This is a genomic window from Campylobacter sp. LR291e (assembly GCF_008633915.1).
Lineage (GTDB): Bacteria > Campylobacterota > Campylobacteria > Campylobacterales > Campylobacteraceae > Campylobacter_D.
Genome location: NZ_VJNV01000015.1, coordinates 108007 through 127946, shown reverse-complemented (window position 1 = coordinate 127946; position 19940 = coordinate 108007). Strand labels below are relative to the sequence as shown.

The window sequence follows — 19940 nt, the reverse complement described above, 5'->3', positions numbered from 1 at the left end:
TTTGTCCCTTTAGGGCAAAATTTAATAACAAATTCAATTTTTTAAGCTATCATTTTTTAAAAATCTCATAAAGGTTACAAAATGAAAAAATGGCTTATATATCTTGCTTTGCCACTTTGTTTATTTAGTAAAAATATAGAAGTTTATGGAAGTGCTTATTGTGGTTGTTGTAAGAAATGGGTTAAGTATATTAAAAATAATGGCTATAAAGTAAATTTGCATGAGAGTAATGAATTTTATAAGATTAAAGAACAAATGAAAATTAAACCTGAATATCAAAGCTGTCATACAGGAATAATTGAAGGATATGCTATAGAAGGGCATGTACCTGTATCTGCTATAGAATGGCTACTTGAAAACAAGCCTGATATCATAGGGCTTTCAGTACACGGTATGCCACAAGGAAGTCCTGGAATGCAACAAGGCATAGAAGAAGAATATCCTGTAATTTTACTTTTAAAAGATGGAACAAATCGCTTATATGGGTATTTTAAAGGCGATAAATTAATCAGCAAAGCCCCTTAAAAAATTCTTAATATTTTAAGTATTTTTACTATAATCTTACCCGTTTTATACGAGTAAAAATTTTTTACCTTTTTTATATATTTATTGTCTTTTTCTTTGTTTTCATCAAAGTGTATATAGGGGTAATTTTTGAGATTTTCTTTAAAGGTGATATTATCTTTTTTGCATTGATAAAATTCTTTTTTTAATAAGCTTGGCAACAAAAATAAGCCCTTTAAGCTTTTATAATTCATTAAAAAAACATAACCTAGTCTAAACTCATAATCATTTAGTAAAGATGCTACCCCAAAAAGAGACGTTCTTTCAAAAAGGGGTTTTAATTCTTTTAATCTAGCTTTTAAATTTAAGGGGTCCTTTTGTATATATAAGATATTAAGGGCATATTCTAAAAAATAAGGCATAAAAATTTGCTTTGATAAAATAGAACTTTCATCGCTATTTTTTTCAAAAAACTCAGCCATTGAAATACAAAGCAAAAGCCAACTATAAGCTTGTTGATAACGTTTAAAGCTTGAAAAATCATCATTAAAATGCTTATATAAATCATACAAATAAGAACTTTTTTCTATACTATTTTTTTTATAATTCATAGTACTACCAGCCCTTAGTATATAATTATAAACTTGTTTTGGATAAATATAAATATTTTTAGCCTTTGTGAAAAGAATAATTCCAAAAAGTGTATCTTCAAAGATTACCCCATTTACAAAGTGTAATTTTAAATTTTTTAAAAAATTAAAATTTATCATTCCTTGCCAAGTAAACCAAAATAAGGGCAGGGGTTTTTCGTGCTTATCAATATTTAAAAGCCATTCTTTTGAACTAATCACACATTCATTTTTATAACCATAATCTTGCATAAGGGTATTAAAGGTGCTTTTTTTAATATGCATTATCATTTTATAATCAAACCAAAGCACGTCGACATTTTTCATTCTTTCAACGCATTCTTCAATGCAAGTTAGGTTTAAAAAATCGTCACTATCCACAAAGATTAAATAATTAAGGTCTAAGATATTAAACTTTTGTTTTTTTGTATAAATTTGTTTTATTGTATTTGAATTTATAGCCTTAAAAGTATATAAATTTTCTATCTTTTCAAATTCTTTAAATTCAAAAACCCCACTAAAAAAATCAATGCCTATATTTCTAGTATGTGCTTGGCCACCATTAAGCTTATCTATAAGTATTATTCTTTCATCTTTTAAGGCATAAAATTTAGCAAATTCTAAGCTTTCATCGCTACTTCCATCGTTTATTAACAATATGCTTAATTTTTTATAACTTTGATTAATAATGCTTTCAAGGCATTCTTTTAAATAAGGGGCCACATTATAAATAGGCACGATTACGCCTACCATTAAAGCCCTCTTAAAAATAAAATAAAACGTTCTATACTAAATAATTTTGGGCGATAACTATCAAATAAAATAATATATTTATCAAGTGAAAGTTCATATTTTTTACAAAGTTCTTCATAAAGCTTTAACAAAGAAGTCTCGTTTGTACTTAAATTTTCGTTGTTAAATTTAATCTTTTCATCGAGTATATCAGCATTTTTTTTATATTGTCTAAAATAAGACCTAAGGCGGTTGCGTCCGTGATAAATATGAAAGGATACCTTTTTTTCAAAAAAATAAGGCAAGGATAAGAAATTTAAATACTTTCTAAAACCCTCACTTAAAATAGGGGATTTATAAAATTTATTTATCTTAAAATCCTTGCTTGGCGTTAAAAGCTTATGATATAAACCAAGCCTTATCATAAATTCAAAGTCTTCTCCTCCACGTCCGACAAAACTCTCATCAAAGCCACCTATTTTAAAATAATCATCCTTTTTTAAAAAAATACTACCACCGCTAGGAGAGGCTATGCCTGAAAATAGGTCCTTTCTAAAATTGATAAATTTTTCAAACATTTCTAATCTATTGCTTTTAAAAAAGCACCTTGACCCCTTTCTTGTAAGGTATAAACAAGGCAAATAAACAAAAGGCTTTTCTCCATTTTTAAGCTCATTTATACAAGAATCAGCAATCTCTTCATCAAAGATATAATCCACGTCCATTATATAAACAAAATCACTACTACAAAGCTTTAAGGCCTCGTTTCTTAATAAACTTTGACAAACTAAGTGAGTGTAAAATTTACCAGAGGCTAACTTGACATTGTCTTTTTTTGTGATTTTTTTAAAGTATTTATCAAAAATACTGCCCCTATCATTGTGCCCAAAGACAAGTTCTACTTCATTACTAGCCCTTTTTAAAATATCCTTTGTTTTTTTAATAATATCCAAAGGTCTTAAATTTAAATCCACAGGAATAGCGACAGAATACTTCACCTACAAACTTCCTATAGCATAAAGTTGTATAATACCTACTATTTTTTCATTATGAGAGACTACTATTTCTTTAATCTTATTTTTTATCATTAATTCTTCTGCCTCAGTAGCCATAGCCTCAGCATCAATTAATTTAGGATTTTTACTCATAATTTCTTGTGCCTTAAAATCAAAACGAGGTCTGTTATTGCCTTTTAAGGCCCTACGCAAATCCCCATCTGTTATAATGCCTACTAATTTTTCATTTTCTACAACTATACAAAGCCCAAGTTTGCCACTAGTCATAACATCTACTAGGTCGTTAAATTCGGTATTTGGATTAACTATAGGTAAATTTTTACTTACCATTACATCCTTAACCTTAGTTAAAAGCTTACGTCCTAAACTTCCTCCTGGGTGAAAAAGTGCAAAATCATCAGGCTTAAATTTCTTAGCCTTCATTAAAGCTGCCGCTAGGGCATCACCCATTGCTAAAGTAGCAGTGGTTGAACTCATAGGGGCAAGTTGCAAGGGACAAGCTTCTTTTTCAACCGATATATTTAAGATAATATCACCTTGCTTTGCTAGGGTTGATTTAATATTTCCTGTCATTACTATAAGCTTAATTTGACGCCTTTTTACAGCAGGTATTATTTTTAAAAGTTCTTCTGTTTCGCCTGAATTTGATATGCTTATAAGAACATCAGCAGGGGTAAGCATTCCTAAGTCCCCATGCAATGCCTCGCTTGGGTGTAAAAAAAAGCTAGGCGTTCCTGTACTTGCCAAAGTCGCTGCTATTTTAGTAGCTATATGCCCACTCTTTCCCATGCCACTTATTATACAACGTCCCTTGGTATTTAAGATTAAATCAACAACCTTGGTAAAATTATCATCTAGCTTATTGCTTAAATCTAAAATGGCCTTAGCCTCTATTTCAAATACTTCCTTTGCAATCTTTAACGCATCCATTTTTACACCTTAAATACTTACCACAACGCTTGTAGCAACGGCAATTTGATATAAAATTTGAGTAATCATTCCAAAAATTTGTAAATTTTGAGTATCAACCTTTGGTAAAACTAAGATAGAATCCCCTGGTTTCATACTTACACTTGAACGATATTTTTCAGCCTTGCCACTTGCCCTAATTACTAAAACCCTTGAAGTATCAGCCCTATCACTATATCCACCTGCTAATTCTATGTAATATTTTAAATTTTCTTTATTTATATACACAAAGGCACCTGGAACAGATACTTCGCCTTGTACTATAACTAGATTATTTTTACTTGGGACATTGATAATATCGCCTTCTTCAAGCACTATAGAAGAATAAGCCTTAACATTTTCAATAACAATTTGCCCCTTAGGTTCAACTTGCTTAGCCCTTTCAATAAATTCTAAAATAGTCCCTGCTTGAGTAGCTCTAATAGCAGCTTGTTCGGCATTTACAGAAGGGCTAGTTAGGGCTATTGTTTCAAGTTCTTTAAGCTGGGCGGCGATTAATTCTTTTTGTGTTTTTGCAACGCTTTTTCTAAATACTTGCAAAGAAGTTATATCAGACATTGCATTTGTTTTAATGATTTTAGATATATCTTCAAGGGTTGAGCCCTTCTTTACAACTAGGCTTTGAATTCCATCGTGTTCTCCACGAATAGTTATACTAATATCCTTTGAAATGTATTCTGGGCGAAATAATACCTCATCACCCGTTTTTAATCTTATATTTGCAAATTCTAGCTTATTATAAGCATTAACATCTAATTTATGGTTATCTCCATATGTTTTAACAATGGCATTTGTAACTATAGGCTTAGCTCCACTTACCCTTGCTAAGTCCATTAAATTTTGAATATCATCTGCTAACTCAAAACGAAAAGGCTTTTGTACGTCCCCACTTACAAAGGCATAATTTAAAACATCCCCTACTAAAATCACATCCCCACTTCTATAAGGAAACAACTCCATTTGCCCATTTAATAAAAAATCATATAAATCAACTTCTTTAATAACTTTATTGTTTCTCAAAACTTTAATGTCCCTAAAACTACCATATTCTAAATTTATGCCTCCCGCTTTATCTATATACTGGATTATAGAATCTGAACTTAATCCCTCGTAAAGTCCAGGAGCATTTACATTACCCGTTACAAAAACGCTTACATTTTGATAGGCATTCATATCTGCATAAACAAAGACATTTTGCTTATAAACTCTTCTAACGCTTGATTGTATAACATTTAAAAGTTGGCTATTTTTCACTCCTAAAACCTTTATAGCCCCCACCTTTGGTATGAAAATATTGCCTTGCGAATCAACTACTAAAATTTGGGCATACTCAACAGCTCCCCATATTTTAAGGCTAATTTGATCCCCTACTGCTATTTTATAATCAGGATTATAAAGTCTTTGAGTAAAATTTCTAAAATTTCCACTAAATAAATGTGCACCAAATACTTGAATTTGTTCTTTTTGCATAGTTGCGTTTAAATCTTGGCTTTGTTGAGTTTGAATTGTTGTTTGCTGGGTTGTTAAGTTTTGTTCTGTGCTTTGGCTTGATGCAGCAATCTGACTTACATCAACAGCACCAAAACAAAATATACAAAGGCTTAAAATAATAACTAATTTTTTCATTAATACTTATGCTCCTCTATTATGATTTTTATAAATTTAAAGATACCAAAACACACAGAAAACACTATAAAAGCAGTTATTATATTATAAAGTCTTTCTGGGTATTTTGCGCTATCAGGCAGGGTTGGGCTTTGAACTACTACTAATTGCTTTATCTTCCTAGCTGCTTCTATACGCGAACTTTCAAAAGAAGTAAGCGAGGCCTCGTAGGCTTTTTGAGCAAATTCTGCCTCTATTATTAAATTTTGATACAAAGCCCCTAACTCATTTAGCTTACTTGTTTCTTCATTTGATGAAATTTTTGAATATTCTTTATCAAGTTGCTTTTTTAAAGAAGATAACTCTGCCTTTATTAAAACTACTTCTGGTGCTGTTTCATTCATATAGCTTTGCATGGTTGAGTATTGTGCTTCTTTTTGAGCTATATCCGTTTCAAGCTTTGCTATTAAGGTAGCCTTGGCCTCGGCTTGTTTTAATGGGTCAAAGGTGCCATGTTCGTTTTGAAAGGCTATTAACTCAGCTTGTGCCTTTTGAAATCTTTCTTTATATTTAAAAATTTCTTCTTCTGCAAACGCCATTTGCTCTCTTGCGGCCTTGTGAGAAATTTCATTGATAAATTTTTCACTCTCTTCCATAATGGTCCTTGCGATAAGCAAGGCTGAATCAGGAGTAAAGCCTTCTACGTCAACTACTAAAAGCCCTGTTTTATCATCAGTATGAACCTTAACCCTGTTTTGAAAGTATTGTAAATAACTTTCAGAAGAAGAAGAATCCCAAATTTTAAAAGGTAAGTCTATAAATTGTTCTTGGTAAAGCTTTTTAAGTTCTATTTTTTCTTCTAGCAATCTTAGCATATCGAAAGATTGTATATATCCTTGTAAAAATTTAATATCCTCGCCCGTGCTAGTGCTTGTACTAAGTAAGGATAAAATTCCACTATTTTGTGCTACTTCTCCACTAGTAGAACGAACGCTTAAACTCATAGTACTTACATAACGATTCGCTGCTATTAATACATAATAAACAACAACAAAAATCATTAAAATCCAAACTATTTTAAAAGAATCAAAAATATTTAAATTTTTTATATCATTAAAATTATATTTCATTGTTTTCCTTGATAAACGGCAATTCCTTCTTCTATATCATCATATACAGTAATTGTCCCGTCTTTCATAAATATGATTTTATCACACCATTCTTTAATTTCAGAAACATTGTGCGATACCATAATAACCTTTGATTTACTCAATCTTTCCTTATAAAGCTTAACGCTTTTTTCTCTAAATTTAGGGTCCCCAACAGCCCCTGCCTCGTCTATTAGATAATAATCAAAGTCAAATGCCATACTTAAACCAAAGGCAATCCTTGCACACATTCCAGAAGAAAAATTTTTCATAGGCTCATCAAAAAATTTACCAATTTCAGCAAAGTCTTGTACAAATTGAACCTTTTCTTTTAAAGCCGGTCCATGATAGCCATAAACCCTTGACACAAATTTAACATTATCCCTTGCAGTTAAAGAACCTTGAAAGGCCCCATTTAAGCCAAGTGGCCAAGAAAGTTTTTTATTTGTAACGATTTTTCCTCTATCAGGCAATTCTGCACCACTTAAAAGCTTCATTAATGTAGATTTTCCAGCCCCATTACCACCCATTAGCCCTATAGAACAATTTTCAGGAAATTCAAAGCTAAAATCCTTAAAAATATAATGCCTAGAACCATTAAATAGAGGATATGATTTGCTTAAATTTATTAGTTTTATCATAATCTTCTCGCAGCAGTTAGGGCCTGTCTATTATAATAATAAAAGAAAAGTCCTATAAATAATACAATTGCTAAGCAACAAATAGGATAAATAAAGCTATATTCATCTTGCAAAGGATAATAATCAAAAAAATTATATCTTAAAAGCTCCATTATATGAAGCAAGGGATTAAAATAAAAAATATCAAGCAAACTTTGAGGCATTAACCAAGTAGGGAAAATAATCCCAGAAGTCCAATAAAAAATGATACTAAAATAATTGAGCAAGGTCCTTAAAGGCTCGAAAAAATGCCATACTATAGCAAAGCAAAGCCCTAAACAAAAACCAGCACACATTAATAAAAATATACAAAAAAGCACTTCTAAAATATGCCTTGGGATAACATCTATCCTAAAAAACCAACCAACCACAAAAAGCACGGATATAAATATAGTAAAATAAATACAAAATTCAAGCAAGGTCCTAGCTATAAAAACATGTATAGGCTTTACTGGCTTATAAGAAAAAAGCCCCAAATTTCCAGCAATTCCTCCCATTAACTGAGTAACTATAGTTCTAAACATAAAATAAGGCACAATGCCAGAAACTAAAAACATAAAAATAGAAATTCCCTCAGGCATTACTTGATCATGATATTGTCTAATTATAGTAACAATAGCAGTTATAGTTAAAACAACGCTCATTGGCTCACCAACAACCCAGATATATCCAAGATGTCTATTGCGACCAAAACGCGTTTTTAGCTCTCTAAAAAATAGAGCGTAGATTACATTTAACATAAAAATTATCCAAAAATATTTATAAATCTACTTTATTTTAACTTATTTTTTTAAACGCAAAAATATAATTTATATAAAAATTGTAAAAATAAAAAAGCCTAAAAATATCTTAAATTTAAAACTAGCGATTAAATTCAAGCTTTGAAGTAAGCATTAAGCTATTATCAGTTAGCTTTGCCCATTGTAAATAAAGGCTATACAGCTTAAAATCATTAGCAAATTTTGCAAAGGGAAATTTTTTATAATAAATTTTTTCTTGTTTTTCATTAGCTATTTTAAAAATAGCCTTTGCCTGGATACCCTTTAAAAGAGAAATTTTACTAAGCTTTGCTATATTTATAGCTATGTTAGAATCTTTTAAGGCTAGTTTAATATGCTTTGAATTTTCATTTGAGGCAATTATTAGGGCTAAATTTAACTCATCAAAGGCATAAAAACAACTTGCTGTATAAACGCCTATTTCATCACGTATGCAAAGGCTTAAAAGCTTATTTTTTTTAATAAAATTAAAAATTTGTTCATTCATAAGAAAAATTATACTAAAATAAAACGCAAAAAAAGCGATTTTGTAAGCAAATATAATTGAAAGGCGCAAAATGCAAGTTGATGCAAGCAATAATCAAAATTTTTACACTACATACACTACAAAAAGTGGCAATACCATTTCTTTAAGTATGTATGATAATCAAAGTGTAAATTATTTACAAGATGAAAGTGGACAAAGTCTAAGTTTAAGAAGAGAATATGGATTTAACTTTTCTTATGAGGGGTCAAAATTAAGTCAAGAAGATTTAGATGAGATTAAAGAGGCTATGAAAGATGTAGAACCACTTTTACAAGAATTTTTGGATAATTCTAAGGTGAGTGAGCTTAACCCACAGGACTTGATTACTTCTGCTATGCAAATAGCTGATATTTTACCTGGTACAAGCGATGAAAATACGCAAAATGTTGCTATGGATAAGCTTGTAAGCACACTTGATAATTTACTAAATAAAAACAAAACTGAAAATGCAAGCACAAATTTAAAAATGCTTGAAGATAGTAAGAATTTATTAGAAGAAGTATTGAAAAAAATGCAAGAAAAACTTAGAGAAAATTTAGAAAAAAGTCAGGAAGCATTGTTAAAAAATAATGATGATAGCAATGTAAATTTGCTTGTGTGATTAATAAATTTATAAATAAAGGTGAAAAAATAACACTGATTATAGAAAATGTTAAAGAAGAATTTTTACCAGCTTTTAGGGGACTTGCAAAAAGTATAGATGCTAAAATAAAAACAAATAAAAATAAGGCAGGAAATTATTACACAAATGGAAAAAGAAAGTAAAGAACTTAATGAAAAATACAAAAAAGGTGAATTAAAAACCTTTAAATCAATGAAAGAATATAAAGAATTTAGAAAAATCAAATGAAATATGATTTTATTACAACAAAAAAATTTGATAAATCCTATGACAAGCTAAGTGATAAAGATAGAGAACTTGTTGATTATGTTATTGAAAATTAATAAATGATGAAATTTTAGAACAAAAATATAAAAACCATAAGTTAAAAGGAAGCTTAATTGAACTTCGCGAATGTCACATTAAACCAGATTTATTATTGATATATGAAAAAAATAAAAATCTTTTAATTTTAAAAGCTATTAACTTAGGTTCTCACAATGAACTTTTTAAATAAATTTATTTAAAGTACGTAAAAAAATTTATGTTTTTTAAAGCAAGAATTAAAAAAAATATAATGCTGCTTTTGAAATTCTTTAAAAGGAGCATTATACGTGGTATTATCTTAGATAGCCTTACTATAAGTGGCGATGATGGTAATAGGTACTCATTTGTCTTGGATAAGGTGCAAAATTTAAATGGTCAAAGTGCAAATTCATTGATAAATTCGCAAGTGGATTTTGAGGCCAGTGGTGATATTGCAAAAAATATCTTTGTGCTAAATTCTACAAATTCCTCTGGTAATCTATCATCGATTAAAATGATGGGTTATATTTACCTATTTTGCTATTTATTATACATGATTTCATTTGCTGGTTGGTTTTTCTTAGCCATAGCCTTGGTATTTTTTATATTAGCATCATATAGCAAAAAGGGCTAAAGTTCATTTAGTATCAAAGCTAGTACTAGCTTGCGTACTTTTCTTTGTAGGGGCGTTGCTAATAGTTTTGGGTGTAACAAGTACATGGTTTGTAATACTAGGATTTATAGCCGTTCTTGGAAGTTTGTATCTATACTACAAATTTTATCACACAATGGCAAGGGTTACAAACGAAAGATTTTTCCTTTATACTTTCTTTGCAAAAGCAGTATTTACAATATCAATAATTATTCTACCAGTACCAGTAATTGGTTGGCTTATAAATAGCTTCTTTTTATTAATCGCAGTTATTATAGAAATCATAGCTTGGATAAAATTCAGCAAAATTAGAACCATAAACTAAAAAAGAGGGATAAACCCCTCTTAAAGGCATTTTAAATTTCTAAAGGTTAATATTTTAATTTTTGGAGTTTATTATGTTTGATTTTAGTTTATATGAACTTGAAAATTTACTTGCACAAGACGCACCTTTCCTGGATAATACAAGCTTTGGACTAGATATTAAAACAGATACAAGGCTTAGTTTTTTTCCAAAAAATGATGATATTATACTTTGTGGCATTGATGAGTGTGTGAAATTAGCCAAACTTCAAGGCTTAGAAGTTGAATTTAGTAAAGAAAATGCAAATTTCATAAAGGCAAAAGAGACATTTTTAAGCATTAAGGGTGAGGCACAAATTGTTTTAAAGGTAGCCAAAAGCTTTCAAAATATCTTAGAATACGCCTCAAGCGTTGCTACTTATACAAATAAAATGCTAAATTTAGCAAGAAAAGAAAATGATAAAATAGCACTTCTTGGTACTAGAAAAACTATGCCCTTTGCTAAAAAATTGCTTTTAAAGGCCCTTATAAGTGGAGGAGGTCTACCTCATAGATATGGGCTAAGTGATAGCATTTTAATCTTTGATGAACATAAACTTTTATGCGAAAATTTGCAAAATGATTTTATTAATTTAAAAACAAAATTTAAAGAACACAAAATTATAGTAGAAATTTCTAGCATTGAAGAGAGTATTAAATTTGCTAAAATGGGAGCTGATATATTGCAATGTGAGAGATTTTGCGTAAATGATTTAAAGACTATTAAAAAAATAAGAGATGAAGAATTTCCTAACATTTTACTTTCAGCCACGGGCAATATAAATTTAGAAAATGTAAGCGAATTTGCAAGAACTGGTGTTGATATCATAGTTAGCACGGCTATGTATAGGGCTAAAATTTGTGATATAAAATTAAGCTATGAAAGATTATAAATTTAAAATAACTGCAAAAGCAGTTATTGTTAAAAACTATCCTTGCTTAAATTCAAAGGACTAAATAAGCTATGTAAAAAGCTTGAATTTATATCATCATCAAGGCATAAAACCAATTTTTTATCGTTAAAATGCTTAGAAATATCATTAACGCTTTTTGCAAAGGCCTTAATCGCACTGAAGGCTAAGCCACTTAATTCTAAGCCTCCACAAAGATAAATCAAAGGACAGCGAAAGGCCTTATTTATATCAAGCTTTGCCTTTTCATTTATATTTAATTTAAAATCATAAGGACTAGCATGGGTAAAAGAATAATTTTTAGCACAATCAATAAAAAAACTCTTTCTATACAAAAACTCGCCCTTAGCCAAAATAAAATTTGATTCAAAAAATGTCCAAATATCACTACTTAAAGCCGGCGTTTCGTCAAAATTTTCTTGTATAAAATCATAATTTTTACTAAATTCTTTTTTATAATTTTCAACCAGCAAAGCCCCTAATTTAGTTTTAGCTAGATTTTGCAAAACAAGCTTTAAATTGCTTTCAAATTCAAAGTCTAAGAATTCTTTATTTTCTCCATTTTCTTTATATAAAATTTGTGTTTTTTCTTTTAGATAAAGTGCTATTTCATCGCTATTTAAATCAAGTTCGTTTAAATTAGAATTTTTATTTTCAAAAAGCAATTTTTCACTATGTGTTATCTTTTTATAAGCAAGTTTATTAATCATAGGGGCTTCATAACAGCCAAAATCATCCCAAAAATCCTTTTGACTACAAGCCATACAACCCCTACCAGCAGCCACTGGCCACGAAGTTTTAGAATTAAATTTAATCTTAGGGCAGTTATTATAAGTGTAAGGCCCCTTGCAACCTAGCTTAAAAAGACAAGCCCCTTGCTTTGCAAACTCATCGCCAAATTCCTTTGCAAAAATTCCACTTTCAAATTTAGCCTTTCTTTCGCACATATCATGCAAACATTTACCATAAGCCCAAAGTGGCCTATTTTGAGAATCAAGGGTTGGGGCTTGTTTAAATAAAATATAATAAAAAAAGGTAGCTATAATATTTACATCACTTGGAGGGCAACCTGGAATTTTAACCACATTTTGAGTTAAAATTTCATCAATGCCACAATTTCTAGTAGGATTTGGTCTTGCAGCTTGTATGCCTCCATAACTTGCGCAACTTCCAACAGCAAAGATAATACTAGCCTTTTTAGCTAATCTATTAAGTATTTTGCGTCCACTTTCACCATGTAAACCTATAGTATAAAAAAAGCCATCAGCCACACCACCTTCAACTGCTAAGATAAATTCTTCATTTGAATTTAAAACATTTTCAAGACACTCCTCAGCCTTTGTGCCATTTGCTATCATTAATGTTTCGTGGTATTCTAAGGAAAAAAAATCAAAAATAAGCTCATCATAGCTAGGCATTCCACTTCTTAAAACACTTTCAGAACAACCCGTGCACTCACAAAGGTGAAGCCAAACAATCTTAGTTCTTGGGGAATTTTCTAAAAGTTCTTGTGCTAGTGGAAGTAGTTCATTATTTAAGCTTAGATATTTAAATAAAGTTTTAATACTTTCTTCGTTTATGGTATTTTTTTCTTTAAGCGAAGAAGTGTTTAACTCATTAATACGGCTTTGTAAAATTTGCTTTAAATCTTGCATTTTACACCTCTAAAAAATAAATGGCAATTTAACATAAAGCAAATAAAAAGAAGTTTAAAAACTAATGAAAATATTTATTGTTTTGCCTTATCCCAAGCAAGTATGGTATTTCCATCATCATCAAGGCTAACATCGCCCATACCCATGATATTATATCCACCATCTACATAATGAATTTCACCAGTTACCCCACTTGCTAAATCGCTTAACAAATACATAGCAGAATTTCCTACATCTTGGGTATTTACATTTCTTTTTAGAGGAGAATTTATCTCATTATATTTTAAAATCATTCTAAAATCGCCAATTCCACTTGCTGCTAGGGTTTTAATAGGACCTGCTGAGATAGCATTAATGCGTATGTTTTTTTGTCCTAAATCCCTTGCTAAGTAGCGAACACAGCTTTCAAGTGCAGCCTTTGCAACGCCCATAACATTATAATGAGGTACATATTTTACTCCACCTAGATAACTTAAAGTTAAAATAGACCCACCTTCTTTTAAAACAGGCATAACAGCCCTTGTAAGTGAAAGTAAAGAATAAACAGAAGTTTGCATAGCCACATCAAAGGCTTCTTTGCTAGTGTTGATAAATTCTCCTTCTAATGCATCTTTTGGGGCATAGGCTACTGCGTGAACTACAAAATCAATTTCACCAAAATCATTTTTTAAAATAGGGGCTAAATTTTGCAAATGTGAAGTATTATTTACATCAAGTTCATAAATAAAATTTGAGTTAAATTCCTGTGCTATTGGTTCTACGCGTCTTTTTAAGGTATCATTTAAAAAAGTAAAGGCTAGTTTTGCACCTTGTTCGCAACAAGCCTTAGCTATGCCATAAGCTATTGATTTATTATTTGCTACGCCTACAATTAAGCCTTTTTTGCCTTGCATTAACATATTTTGTCCTTTATTGTTTTTTGTAATTTTATAATAAATTTATTAATCATTTTTTTTAAAAATTATCTAGCCTTGTAAAATTCGCAAGTTGTACAAAGCTTTTCTATACGTTTATTTTCTTTAAAAGCTTCTTTCATAGCCTTTAATCTAGGGCTTTTAAGCAAGGTGTCAAAATCTTGTTTAAATACATTTCCAAAGCAAATTTCTGCCTTTGTATCCATACAACAAGGCACCAAAGAACCATTGCTTAAAATAGCAATTTGAGAATTTAAAGCATGACAAGAAAATTCTAAATTTTTAGCTTTGTGCTTTGAGTTTGGCCACTTAAATAAACTTTGTTGATGCAATATAATATGCCTTGCAAGGCGATTTTTATCTAAACTTTTATCAATCTTTATTTTAAAAAAATTCTCTAATAAATCATAAATTAAAGCATTTTTATGCTCAAAATTTGAAGTTAAATTCCAAAGCCTAAGATTAATAAAGCTTTTATTTTGTGCTTGTAAATGCTTAATGCAAAGTTTAAAAATTTTATCAAAGTACTCATTGCAACTTATCTTATCTTGTGTTAAAAATGCCATTAAAGAAATATTTATTTGCCTTATGTTTTTATAATTTAAAAGCAAATTTTGATTTTTTTCACTCATATAAAAGCCACTAGTGGTAAGTTCAAGTAGCATATTATTTTGCAAAGCAATATCTAAATAAGCTTGTATATTATCTAATATTAAAGGGTCGCCTAGGACATGAAAGGTAAAAAGCTTGGCCTTATTTTTAATTTGCTTAGTAAGTGTCTTAAAATTACTCACACTCATTTTGTCTCTAACTTCTTTTTTTGTAGGACAAAAAGGACAATTAAGCCCACAAATATCACTTAATTCTATATAAATTTTTTTAAATTTCATCATAAATCTTTAAAATATAACTTTGCTAATTTTAGCTAAATTTATAATTTTTTGATAAAATAAGCGTATCATTTTTAAAGGATTCATATGTTAGCTTTTTTCAAAGGACTTGGCGTAGGGCTTTTGTGCTTGCTTCTTTTTGTAGCTGGTGTAATTTTTAATGTTGAGTTTTTAAAAAATAATTCAAATGAACTTCATTTTTCAACAGACCTTAGCGTAAAAATGCCAATAAAGGCTGATAGCTTTACAGCTAGTATTGAATTTTATTCAAATGAAAATTTAAGTAAAAAGCTTATCTTAACAAATGAAGATAAAGAAAGCATTGATAGTAGTTTTAAAAGCATATTTGAACGCGTTAAAAATAATGGAATTTGCGTTGAAAAAGAATATACTTTAAAACCACATTTTGCACAAAAAGACAGCTTTAAATTGCCTATGGGACAACGACTTGAAGCAAGTTTAGATTGTGAGTTTAAAGAAATGGAAATTTTTGATAATTTATTTAAAGATATACTTAAAGAAATAGAAAAAAGCGAATTTATAGCCGTGTCAAATCCTAAAATTCATCCTAAAATTTCACCTTTAATACTAGAAGAAAATGAAAAAATACTTAATAAAGAATTAATTAGCAAGGCCTACTCGCTTGAAAGTGTTTATTCTATAGATTTAAATAAGACTTGTACGCTTAAAAGCATAAGAACAAATTCTATGAAAGATAGAAAACCTATCCAGAATTTTAACAAAGAACAAGAACAAGTTTTAAACGCTTTAATAGGCTTTACTTGCAAATAAACTCAATTTAAGTTTTTTTTGCTAAAATCTCATCTTTATACTTTTGCGGGAATAGCTCAGGGGTAGAGCACAACCTTGCCAAGGTTGGGGTCGCGAGTTCGAATCTCGTTTCCCGCTCCATTAACGCCCGGGTGGTGGAATTGGTAGACACAAGGGACTTAAAATCCCTCGGAAATTATTTCCGTACCGGTTCAAGTCCGGTCTCGGGCACCATTGTTTTAGTTTTTGGCGACATAGCCAAGTGGTAAGGCACGAGCCTGCAAAGCTCTGATCCCCGGTTCAAATCCGGGTGTCGCCTCCAAATTTGGCTAATCGGGAGATGGCTGAGTGGTCGAAAGCGGCGGTCTTGAAAACCGTTGAGGGTAACACCTCCAGGGGTTCGAATCCCTTTCTCCCGGCCACCTCCTTTAAGGTTTTTCTCTTGAACGAATTTTTTATGCAATTAGCCCTTGATGAGGCTTGGAAATATCAATTTTTAACCTATCCTAATCCTGCTGTTGGTTGTGTTATCTTAGATAAAAATAAACAAATTTTAAGTATAAAAGCCCATGAAAAGGCAGGTTGTGAACACGCTGAATTAAACGCTATAAAAACTGCTTTACAAAATTTAAATCCAAAATTAATAATACCAAATGAGCCAAATTTAGCACATGAGTTTATTTGCAAAAATCATAATAATTTATTAAAAGATGCCCTTGCCTTTGTAACGCTTGAACCTTGTAATCACCAAGGAAAAACCCCTCCTTGTGCTAGATTATTTGCTAAGTTAAAATTTAAAAAAGTTTTCATAGGCACAAAGGATGAAAATGATTTAGCAAGTGGTGGGGCTTTGTTTTTAAAGCAAAATGGTGTGAAGGTGCAAATGGGTATTTTAGAAAACAAGGCAAAAGAACTCATTAAACCCTTTATAAAGTGGCAAAATGGTACTTTTAAGCTCTTTAAACTAGCACTTAGTATGAATGGTTCAATGCTTGGTAAAATAGTAAGCAATGAATTAAGCAGAACTTACGCTCATAAAATTCGCTCAGTAATTGATATTTTAGCCATAGGTGGACAAACCATAAGAAAGGATAGACCCATTTTAGATTCTAGGCTTTGCTCTAGCAAAGCTCCAAATTTATGTATTTTTTCTAAGCAAAATTTAGATAGCTTTGATAAAGAAATTCCACTTTTTAAGGTAAAAGAGCGTAAGATTTATACACAACTACCAAAAAATACAAAATTTATAATGTATGAGGGTGGGGAAAACTTTTTTAAGACCTTTAAAGATGAAATGGATATGTTTTTAATCTTTCAAAGTTCTATTCTTAATACTTCAAAAAGCCTTTGTGTAAATGCTAAATTTAAGCCCTTATATAAGAGTACTTTTAATGATGATAATTATGGAATTTATGAACTTTTAAATGATTAATGTTCAAAATCTTTTAATTCTTTAATGGTTCCAAGCAATACTACAACATCACCAGCATAAACTAAGGTAGTTTCTAAATCAGGCAAAAGCTCCCAATCTGAATTTGCCTTTTTATAGGCTATCAAACGCATATTTTGTGCAATATGTTTTAAGGAATTTCCAGCTAATTTATCATCTATATTTAATCTTATAGCACGAATGGTATTTGCTGATAATTCAAAAATTTCAAAGTCAATATCCTGGGTTAAAAATTCCTTCACAAGCCTTTTTGCACTCTCTCTTTCAGGATAAATAACTCGAGTTGCCCCAAGCCTTGAAAGAATTTGACCATGTATATTTGAAGTAGCCTTAGCTATGATATTTGTAACGCCGATTTCTTTTAATGCCATTAAGGTTAAAATACTTTTTTCTATATTATCACCTATGCTAATAATCACTATGTCAACGTCGTGAAAACCAGCCTCTTTAAGTGCTACAGTGCTTGTAGAATCTAAAATATAAGCATAGCTTGGCGTATTGTGCAAACTTTTTAAGGCATCTTCTTTTTTATCTGCCACAATAACCGTATGCCCATTGGTTAAAAGCTCGTCTGCTGCAACAGCTCCAAATTTTCCAAGTCCTATAACTCCATAAGTTTTACCCTTCATTATCTATCCTTTATAAATTTATCCTACCTTGTGGATATTGTAAATGAATGCCCTTTTTGTCCTGACTAAATACAGAAAGGAAAAAGGCAAAAACACCTATTCTACCACTTATCATCATAATTATTATAATACTTTTGCTAAAATCATTAAAAGTAGCACAAAGTGACAAATTTCCTCCATCACCTACTGAAAGTCCTGTTGTAGCAAAGGCTGAGGATGTTTCAAATAAAAGGGCTATGAATGGGTATTCTGTTTCCATTAAGGAAAGTAAAATCGCACAAACTACTATATAAACAGCCGAACCAATCGCTATAACAAAGGCTTTTGAGATAATTTCTTGAGATATTTCATAACCAAAAATTCTAACCCTACCCTCTCTTATAGACCAATAAGCATATAATAATAAAACTACAAGCGTGGTTAATTTCATACCCCCAGCAGTACCACCTGGTGCCCCACCTATTACCATAAATAAGGCACCAAAAAATAAACTAGCATCCTTTAAACTGGATATGTCAATCATATTGAAACCAGATGTTCTATAATTTACTGCTATAAAATAAGAATTTAAAAGCTTATCGATTAAAGAAAAACTACCTATACTAGTCTCGTTTGAATACTCAAAACAAAAGGTAACAATGGTAGAAAAAAGTATTAAAATAAGGGTTGCTAACAATACCACCCTAGTATGCAAACTTATATTTTGCAAACGTTTTCTTTGAAAAAAATATACTTCAATTAATACAAAATACCCAAGACCACCTATTATAACAAGGCTTGTTATAATTAAATTTATAGCTAAATCAAATTTATAATCCATAAGACTTGTTTCAAATATACTAAATCCTGAATTATTAAATGCACTAATTGAATGAAAAAAGCCAAAATAAAGGGCCTGTTTAAAGTCCATATCAAGTGCAAATCGAAGTGTTAATAAAATTCCACCGATAATCTCAATCCCAACTATAAAAAGCAAAACCTTTTTAAAAAATTTAAATAAGCCATCCATTGTAGGATAAAGCAAGGATTCTTTTAATAAATTTTTACCACTAAAGCCTACTTTTTTGCGTATGAGAATATATACAAAAAGCCCTATTCCCATGTAGCCTAGCCCTCCTATTTGAACTAGGGCTAGTATTATTAATTGTCCTAAAAGCGTAAAATCAGTAGCTGTATTTTTTACTAAAAGTCCTGAGAGGCTAACAGCTGATGTGCTCATAAAAAAAGCATCTAAAAAATCTAAATCCCCGTTATGAGTTTGTTTAAAAGAAAGTAAAAAAGCACCACCTAGTGCTATGACAATATAACCAATTAGAAAAATTTTAAAGGTGCGTCTATCAAGTCCAAATTGTTTCAATAAAACCTCTTTTTTGTAAAAACAAAGATTTTACACAATTAAAACTTTAATAAAAATAAAATTTTATGCTAAATTTAAACTTGGATTAAAGATAAAAAGATAAAATTACAATTTACACAAAATACTACAACAAAGTGGTTGGATAGCTCAGTCGGTAGAGCAGCAGACTGAAAATCTGCGTGTCGGCAGTTCGATTCTGCCTCTAACCACCATTTAAGCTAACTTTAAGTTTATTTCAATTTCAAACAATCCCTTTTAATTACTTTTAATTCCCTTGTTTTAAGCCTAAAAAGCGGTATTTGATTATTTTTGATTTGTCTTAATTTGTTTCAATTTTTTTTGATTACAAAAAAAAATTAAGGGGCATATTAGGGTAGTAAAAAAATCATTAAGATAGTACTCGCTCAAAATCTTAAAAAAAGAATGAAAAATGAGTAATATCGCAAAAACTTTTTTGCAAGATAGGGATATAAAAAAATTAATCCCTAAAGAAAGACAACATAAAAGAGCTGTTGGCAATCCAAAAGAATTATATATTTTTGTCAACCCCAAAGGCACTAAAACATTTAGCTTAAAATATAAGCCTAGCACATACGACAAAGAACAATATATAAAAATCGGTCAATGGCGTGAAAATATCTTTACCACACAAATAGCACGACAAAAGGCTATTCAAATATTAATAGAAATAAATAATGGCAAGGATATACACACTTTAAGGGACGAAAAAAGATAAATATGTGTATGGTAGTTTATTTAATAGTATCATAACTAAAAAGCGTAAAGAAGGTAAAAAAGAAAGCTATTTATCAAAGGTTACAAGTCCCATCAAAAATATATCTTACCAAGCTTTGCAAATCGCGATATAAAGAGC

At 30.3% G+C, this 19940-nt stretch carries 21 protein-coding genes, 5 tRNA genes and 1 pseudogene; 14 read left to right on the top strand and 13 right to left on the bottom strand.

From position 1 onward, the window contains the following. The first annotated feature begins 81 nt into the window (after positions 1-81). Positions 82-525, top strand: coding sequence for a DUF411 domain-containing protein (locus tag FMM58_RS03045; RefSeq protein WP_150140261.1), 444 nt, complete (start codon positions 82-84; stop codon positions 523-525). Here the strand turns inward: FMM58_RS03045 and FMM58_RS03040 are convergent. The 8 genes from FMM58_RS03040 to FMM58_RS03005 form a co-directional block, all read right to left on the bottom strand. Then, a complete protein-coding gene (locus FMM58_RS03040; RefSeq protein WP_150140259.1) occupies positions 522-1886 on the bottom strand; it encodes a glycosyltransferase family 2 protein in 1365 nt (454 codons plus the stop codon). The two genes, FMM58_RS03045 and FMM58_RS03040, sit on opposite strands and share 4 nt — an antisense overlap. After that, a complete protein-coding gene (locus tag FMM58_RS03035) occupies positions 1886-2863 on the bottom strand; it encodes a galactosyltransferase-related protein (RefSeq protein WP_150140257.1) in 978 nt (325 codons plus the stop codon). The genes FMM58_RS03040 and FMM58_RS03035 overlap by 1 nt, the downstream gene beginning before the upstream one ends. Continuing rightward, positions 2864-3811, bottom strand: coding sequence for an SIS domain-containing protein (locus FMM58_RS03030; protein WP_150140256.1), 948 nt, complete (start codon positions 3809-3811; stop codon positions 2864-2866). 9 nt (positions 3812-3820) lie between these two features. Further along, positions 3821-5476 carry a polysaccharide biosynthesis/export family protein gene (locus tag FMM58_RS03025; protein WP_150140254.1) on the bottom strand — a complete coding sequence of 552 codons (1656 nt, stop codon included), beginning with the start codon at positions 5474-5476 and terminating at the stop codon, positions 3821-3823. Then, positions 5476-6585 (bottom strand): capsule biosynthesis protein, encoded by a 1110-nt coding sequence (locus FMM58_RS03020; RefSeq protein WP_150140252.1) that lies wholly within the window; start codon positions 6583-6585, stop codon positions 5476-5478. The genes FMM58_RS03025 and FMM58_RS03020 overlap by 1 nt, the downstream gene beginning before the upstream one ends. Then, positions 6582-7244 carry an ABC transporter ATP-binding protein gene (locus FMM58_RS03015; RefSeq protein WP_150140250.1) on the bottom strand — a complete coding sequence of 221 codons (663 nt, stop codon included), beginning with the start codon at positions 7242-7244 and terminating at the stop codon, positions 6582-6584. The genes FMM58_RS03020 and FMM58_RS03015 overlap by 4 nt, the downstream gene beginning before the upstream one ends. After that, entirely contained in the window at positions 7241-8023 is a 783-nt protein-coding gene (locus tag FMM58_RS03010; RefSeq protein ID WP_150151566.1) for an ABC transporter permease, read from the bottom strand. Before FMM58_RS03010 ends, FMM58_RS03015 begins: the two co-directional genes overlap by 4 nt. Before the next feature lie 121 nt (positions 8024-8144). Continuing rightward, the gene (locus FMM58_RS03005; protein WP_150140247.1) at positions 8145-8549 is read right to left on the bottom strand and encodes a hypothetical protein; all 405 of its coding nucleotides are present in this window, start codon (positions 8547-8549) and stop codon (positions 8145-8147) included. 70 nt (positions 8550-8619) lie between these two features. Between FMM58_RS03005 and FMM58_RS03000 the strand changes: the two genes are divergently transcribed. The 5 genes and pseudogenes from FMM58_RS03000 (at position 8620) to FMM58_RS02985 (ending at position 11382) form a co-directional block, all read left to right on the top strand. After that, positions 8620-9189 carry an ATP-binding protein gene (locus FMM58_RS03000; protein WP_150140245.1) on the top strand — a complete coding sequence of 190 codons (570 nt, stop codon included), beginning with the start codon at positions 8620-8622 and terminating at the stop codon, positions 9187-9189. After that, a complete protein-coding gene (locus FMM58_RS08650) occupies positions 9186-9353 on the top strand; it encodes a hypothetical protein (RefSeq protein ID WP_190317932.1) in 168 nt (55 codons plus the stop codon). The genes FMM58_RS03000 and FMM58_RS08650 overlap by 4 nt, the downstream gene beginning before the upstream one ends. Before the next feature lie 81 nt (positions 9354-9434). After that, positions 9435-9706 (top strand): annotated as a pseudogene (locus tag FMM58_RS02995) (type II toxin-antitoxin system YafQ family toxin). Between the two features lie 69 nt (positions 9707-9775). After that, positions 9776-10129 (top strand): hypothetical protein, encoded by a 354-nt coding sequence (locus FMM58_RS02990; RefSeq protein WP_150140243.1) that lies wholly within the window; start codon positions 9776-9778, stop codon positions 10127-10129. A 416-nt stretch (positions 10130-10545) separates the two neighbouring features. Then, entirely contained in the window at positions 10546-11382 is an 837-nt protein-coding gene (locus FMM58_RS02985) for a ModD protein (protein WP_150140241.1), read from the top strand. A gap of 29 nt (positions 11383-11411) precedes the next feature. Here the strand turns inward: FMM58_RS02985 and FMM58_RS02980 are convergent, their stop codons facing one another. The 3 genes from FMM58_RS02980 to FMM58_RS02970 form a co-directional block, all read right to left on the bottom strand. Then, a complete protein-coding gene (locus tag FMM58_RS02980; protein ID WP_150140239.1) occupies positions 11412-13055 on the bottom strand; it encodes a hydrogenase small subunit in 1644 nt (547 codons plus the stop codon). Between the two features lie 74 nt (positions 13056-13129). Continuing rightward, positions 13130-13954, bottom strand: a complete 825-nt coding sequence (gene fabI, locus FMM58_RS02975) for an enoyl-ACP reductase FabI (protein WP_150140237.1) — start codon at positions 13952-13954, stop codon at positions 13130-13132. Positions 13955-14016: 62 nt separating this feature from the next. Continuing rightward, on the bottom strand, positions 14017-14859 hold the full coding sequence (locus tag FMM58_RS02970) for a radical SAM/SPASM domain-containing protein (RefSeq protein WP_150151563.1): 843 nt from the start codon (positions 14857-14859) through the stop codon (positions 14017-14019). Positions 14860-14946: 87 nt separating this feature from the next. Here FMM58_RS02970 and FMM58_RS02965 point away from each other — a divergent pair, with 87 nt between their 5' ends. The 6 genes from FMM58_RS02965 (at position 14947) to ribD (ending at position 17062) form a co-directional block, all read left to right on the top strand. Next, on the top strand, positions 14947-15651 hold the full coding sequence (locus FMM58_RS02965; protein ID WP_150140234.1) for a hypothetical protein: 705 nt from the start codon (positions 14947-14949) through the stop codon (positions 15649-15651). Between the two features lie 45 nt (positions 15652-15696). Then, a tRNA-Gly gene (locus FMM58_RS02960) sits at positions 15697-15771 on the top strand. Between the two features lie 5 nt (positions 15772-15776). Further along, a tRNA-Leu gene (locus FMM58_RS02955) sits at positions 15777-15864 on the top strand. Positions 15865-15878: 14 nt separating this feature from the next. Continuing rightward, positions 15879-15952, top strand: a tRNA-Cys gene (locus FMM58_RS02950). 12 nt (positions 15953-15964) lie between these two features. After that, positions 15965-16052: transfer RNA gene (locus FMM58_RS02945), tRNA-Ser, on the top strand. Positions 16053-16087: 35 nt separating this feature from the next. Continuing rightward, the gene (gene ribD / locus FMM58_RS02940; protein WP_411675288.1) at positions 16088-17062 is read left to right on the top strand and encodes a bifunctional diaminohydroxyphosphoribosylaminopyrimidine deaminase/5-amino-6-(5-phosphoribosylamino)uracil reductase RibD; all 975 of its coding nucleotides are present in this window, start codon (positions 16088-16090) and stop codon (positions 17060-17062) included. Here ribD and FMM58_RS02935 read toward each other — a convergent pair. Then, positions 17059-17709, bottom strand: a complete 651-nt coding sequence (locus FMM58_RS02935) for a potassium channel family protein (RefSeq protein ID WP_150140231.1) — start codon at positions 17707-17709, stop codon at positions 17059-17061. The genes ribD and FMM58_RS02935 overlap by 4 nt on opposite strands. Before the next feature lie 10 nt (positions 17710-17719). After that, positions 17720-19066 (bottom strand): TrkH family potassium uptake protein, encoded by a 1347-nt coding sequence (locus FMM58_RS02930; RefSeq protein WP_150140229.1) that lies wholly within the window; start codon positions 19064-19066, stop codon positions 17720-17722. Positions 19067-19202: 136 nt separating this feature from the next. Here FMM58_RS02930 and FMM58_RS02925 point away from each other — a divergent pair. Together FMM58_RS02925 and FMM58_RS02920 are read left to right on the top strand one after the other, a co-directional pair. After that, positions 19203-19278 (top strand) — tRNA-Phe (locus FMM58_RS02925). 218 nt (positions 19279-19496) lie between these two features. After that, positions 19497-19802, top strand: a complete 306-nt coding sequence (locus FMM58_RS02920; protein ID WP_150140227.1) for an Arm DNA-binding domain-containing protein — start codon at positions 19497-19499, stop codon at positions 19800-19802. The last annotated feature ends 138 nt before the right edge of the window (positions 19803-19940 follow it).

Excerpts from the sequence above, each read along its gene's own strand:
- FMM58_RS03045 (WP_150140261.1), top strand. The coding sequence starts at position 82 with ATGAAAAAATGGCTTATATATCTTGCTTTGCCACTTTGTTTATTTAGT.
- FMM58_RS03040 (WP_150140259.1), bottom strand. The coding sequence starts at position 1,886 with ATGGTAGGCGTAATCGTGCCTATTTATAATGTGGCCCCTTATTTAAAA.
- FMM58_RS03030 (WP_150140256.1), bottom strand. The coding sequence starts at position 3,811 with ATGGATGCGTTAAAGATTGCAAAGGAAGTATTTGAAATAGAGGCTAAG.
- FMM58_RS03025 (WP_150140254.1), bottom strand. The coding sequence starts at position 5,476 with ATGAAAAAATTAGTTATTATTTTAAGCCTTTGTATATTTTGTTTTGGT.
- FMM58_RS03020 (WP_150140252.1), bottom strand. The coding sequence starts at position 6,585 with ATGAAATATAATTTTAATGATATAAAAAATTTAAATATTTTTGATTCT.
- FMM58_RS03015 (WP_150140250.1), bottom strand. The coding sequence starts at position 7,244 with ATGATAAAACTAATAAATTTAAGCAAATCATATCCTCTATTTAATGGT.
- FMM58_RS03010 (WP_150151566.1), bottom strand. The coding sequence starts at position 8,023 with ATGTTAAATGTAATCTACGCTCTATTTTTTAGAGAGCTAAAAACGCGT.
- FMM58_RS03005 (WP_150140247.1), bottom strand. The coding sequence starts at position 8,549 with ATGAATGAACAAATTTTTAATTTTATTAAAAAAAATAAGCTTTTAAGC.
- FMM58_RS03000 (WP_150140245.1), top strand. The coding sequence starts at position 8,620 with ATGCAAGTTGATGCAAGCAATAATCAAAATTTTTACACTACATACACT.
- FMM58_RS02985 (WP_150140241.1), top strand. The coding sequence starts at position 10,546 with ATGTTTGATTTTAGTTTATATGAACTTGAAAATTTACTTGCACAAGAC.
- FMM58_RS02980 (WP_150140239.1), bottom strand. The coding sequence starts at position 13,055 with ATGCAAGATTTAAAGCAAATTTTACAAAGCCGTATTAATGAGTTAAAC.
- fabI (WP_150140237.1), bottom strand. The coding sequence starts at position 13,954 with ATGTTAATGCAAGGCAAAAAAGGCTTAATTGTAGGCGTAGCAAATAAT.
- FMM58_RS02970 (WP_150151563.1), bottom strand. The coding sequence starts at position 14,859 with ATGAAATTTAAAAAAATTTATATAGAATTAAGTGATATTTGTGGGCTT.
- FMM58_RS02965 (WP_150140234.1), top strand. The coding sequence starts at position 14,947 with ATGTTAGCTTTTTTCAAAGGACTTGGCGTAGGGCTTTTGTGCTTGCTT.
- ribD (WP_411675288.1), top strand. The coding sequence starts at position 16,088 with ATGCAATTAGCCCTTGATGAGGCTTGGAAATATCAATTTTTAACCTAT.
- FMM58_RS02935 (WP_150140231.1), bottom strand. The coding sequence starts at position 17,709 with ATGAAGGGTAAAACTTATGGAGTTATAGGACTTGGAAAATTTGGAGCT.
- FMM58_RS02920 (WP_150140227.1), top strand. The coding sequence starts at position 19,497 with ATGAGTAATATCGCAAAAACTTTTTTGCAAGATAGGGATATAAAAAAA.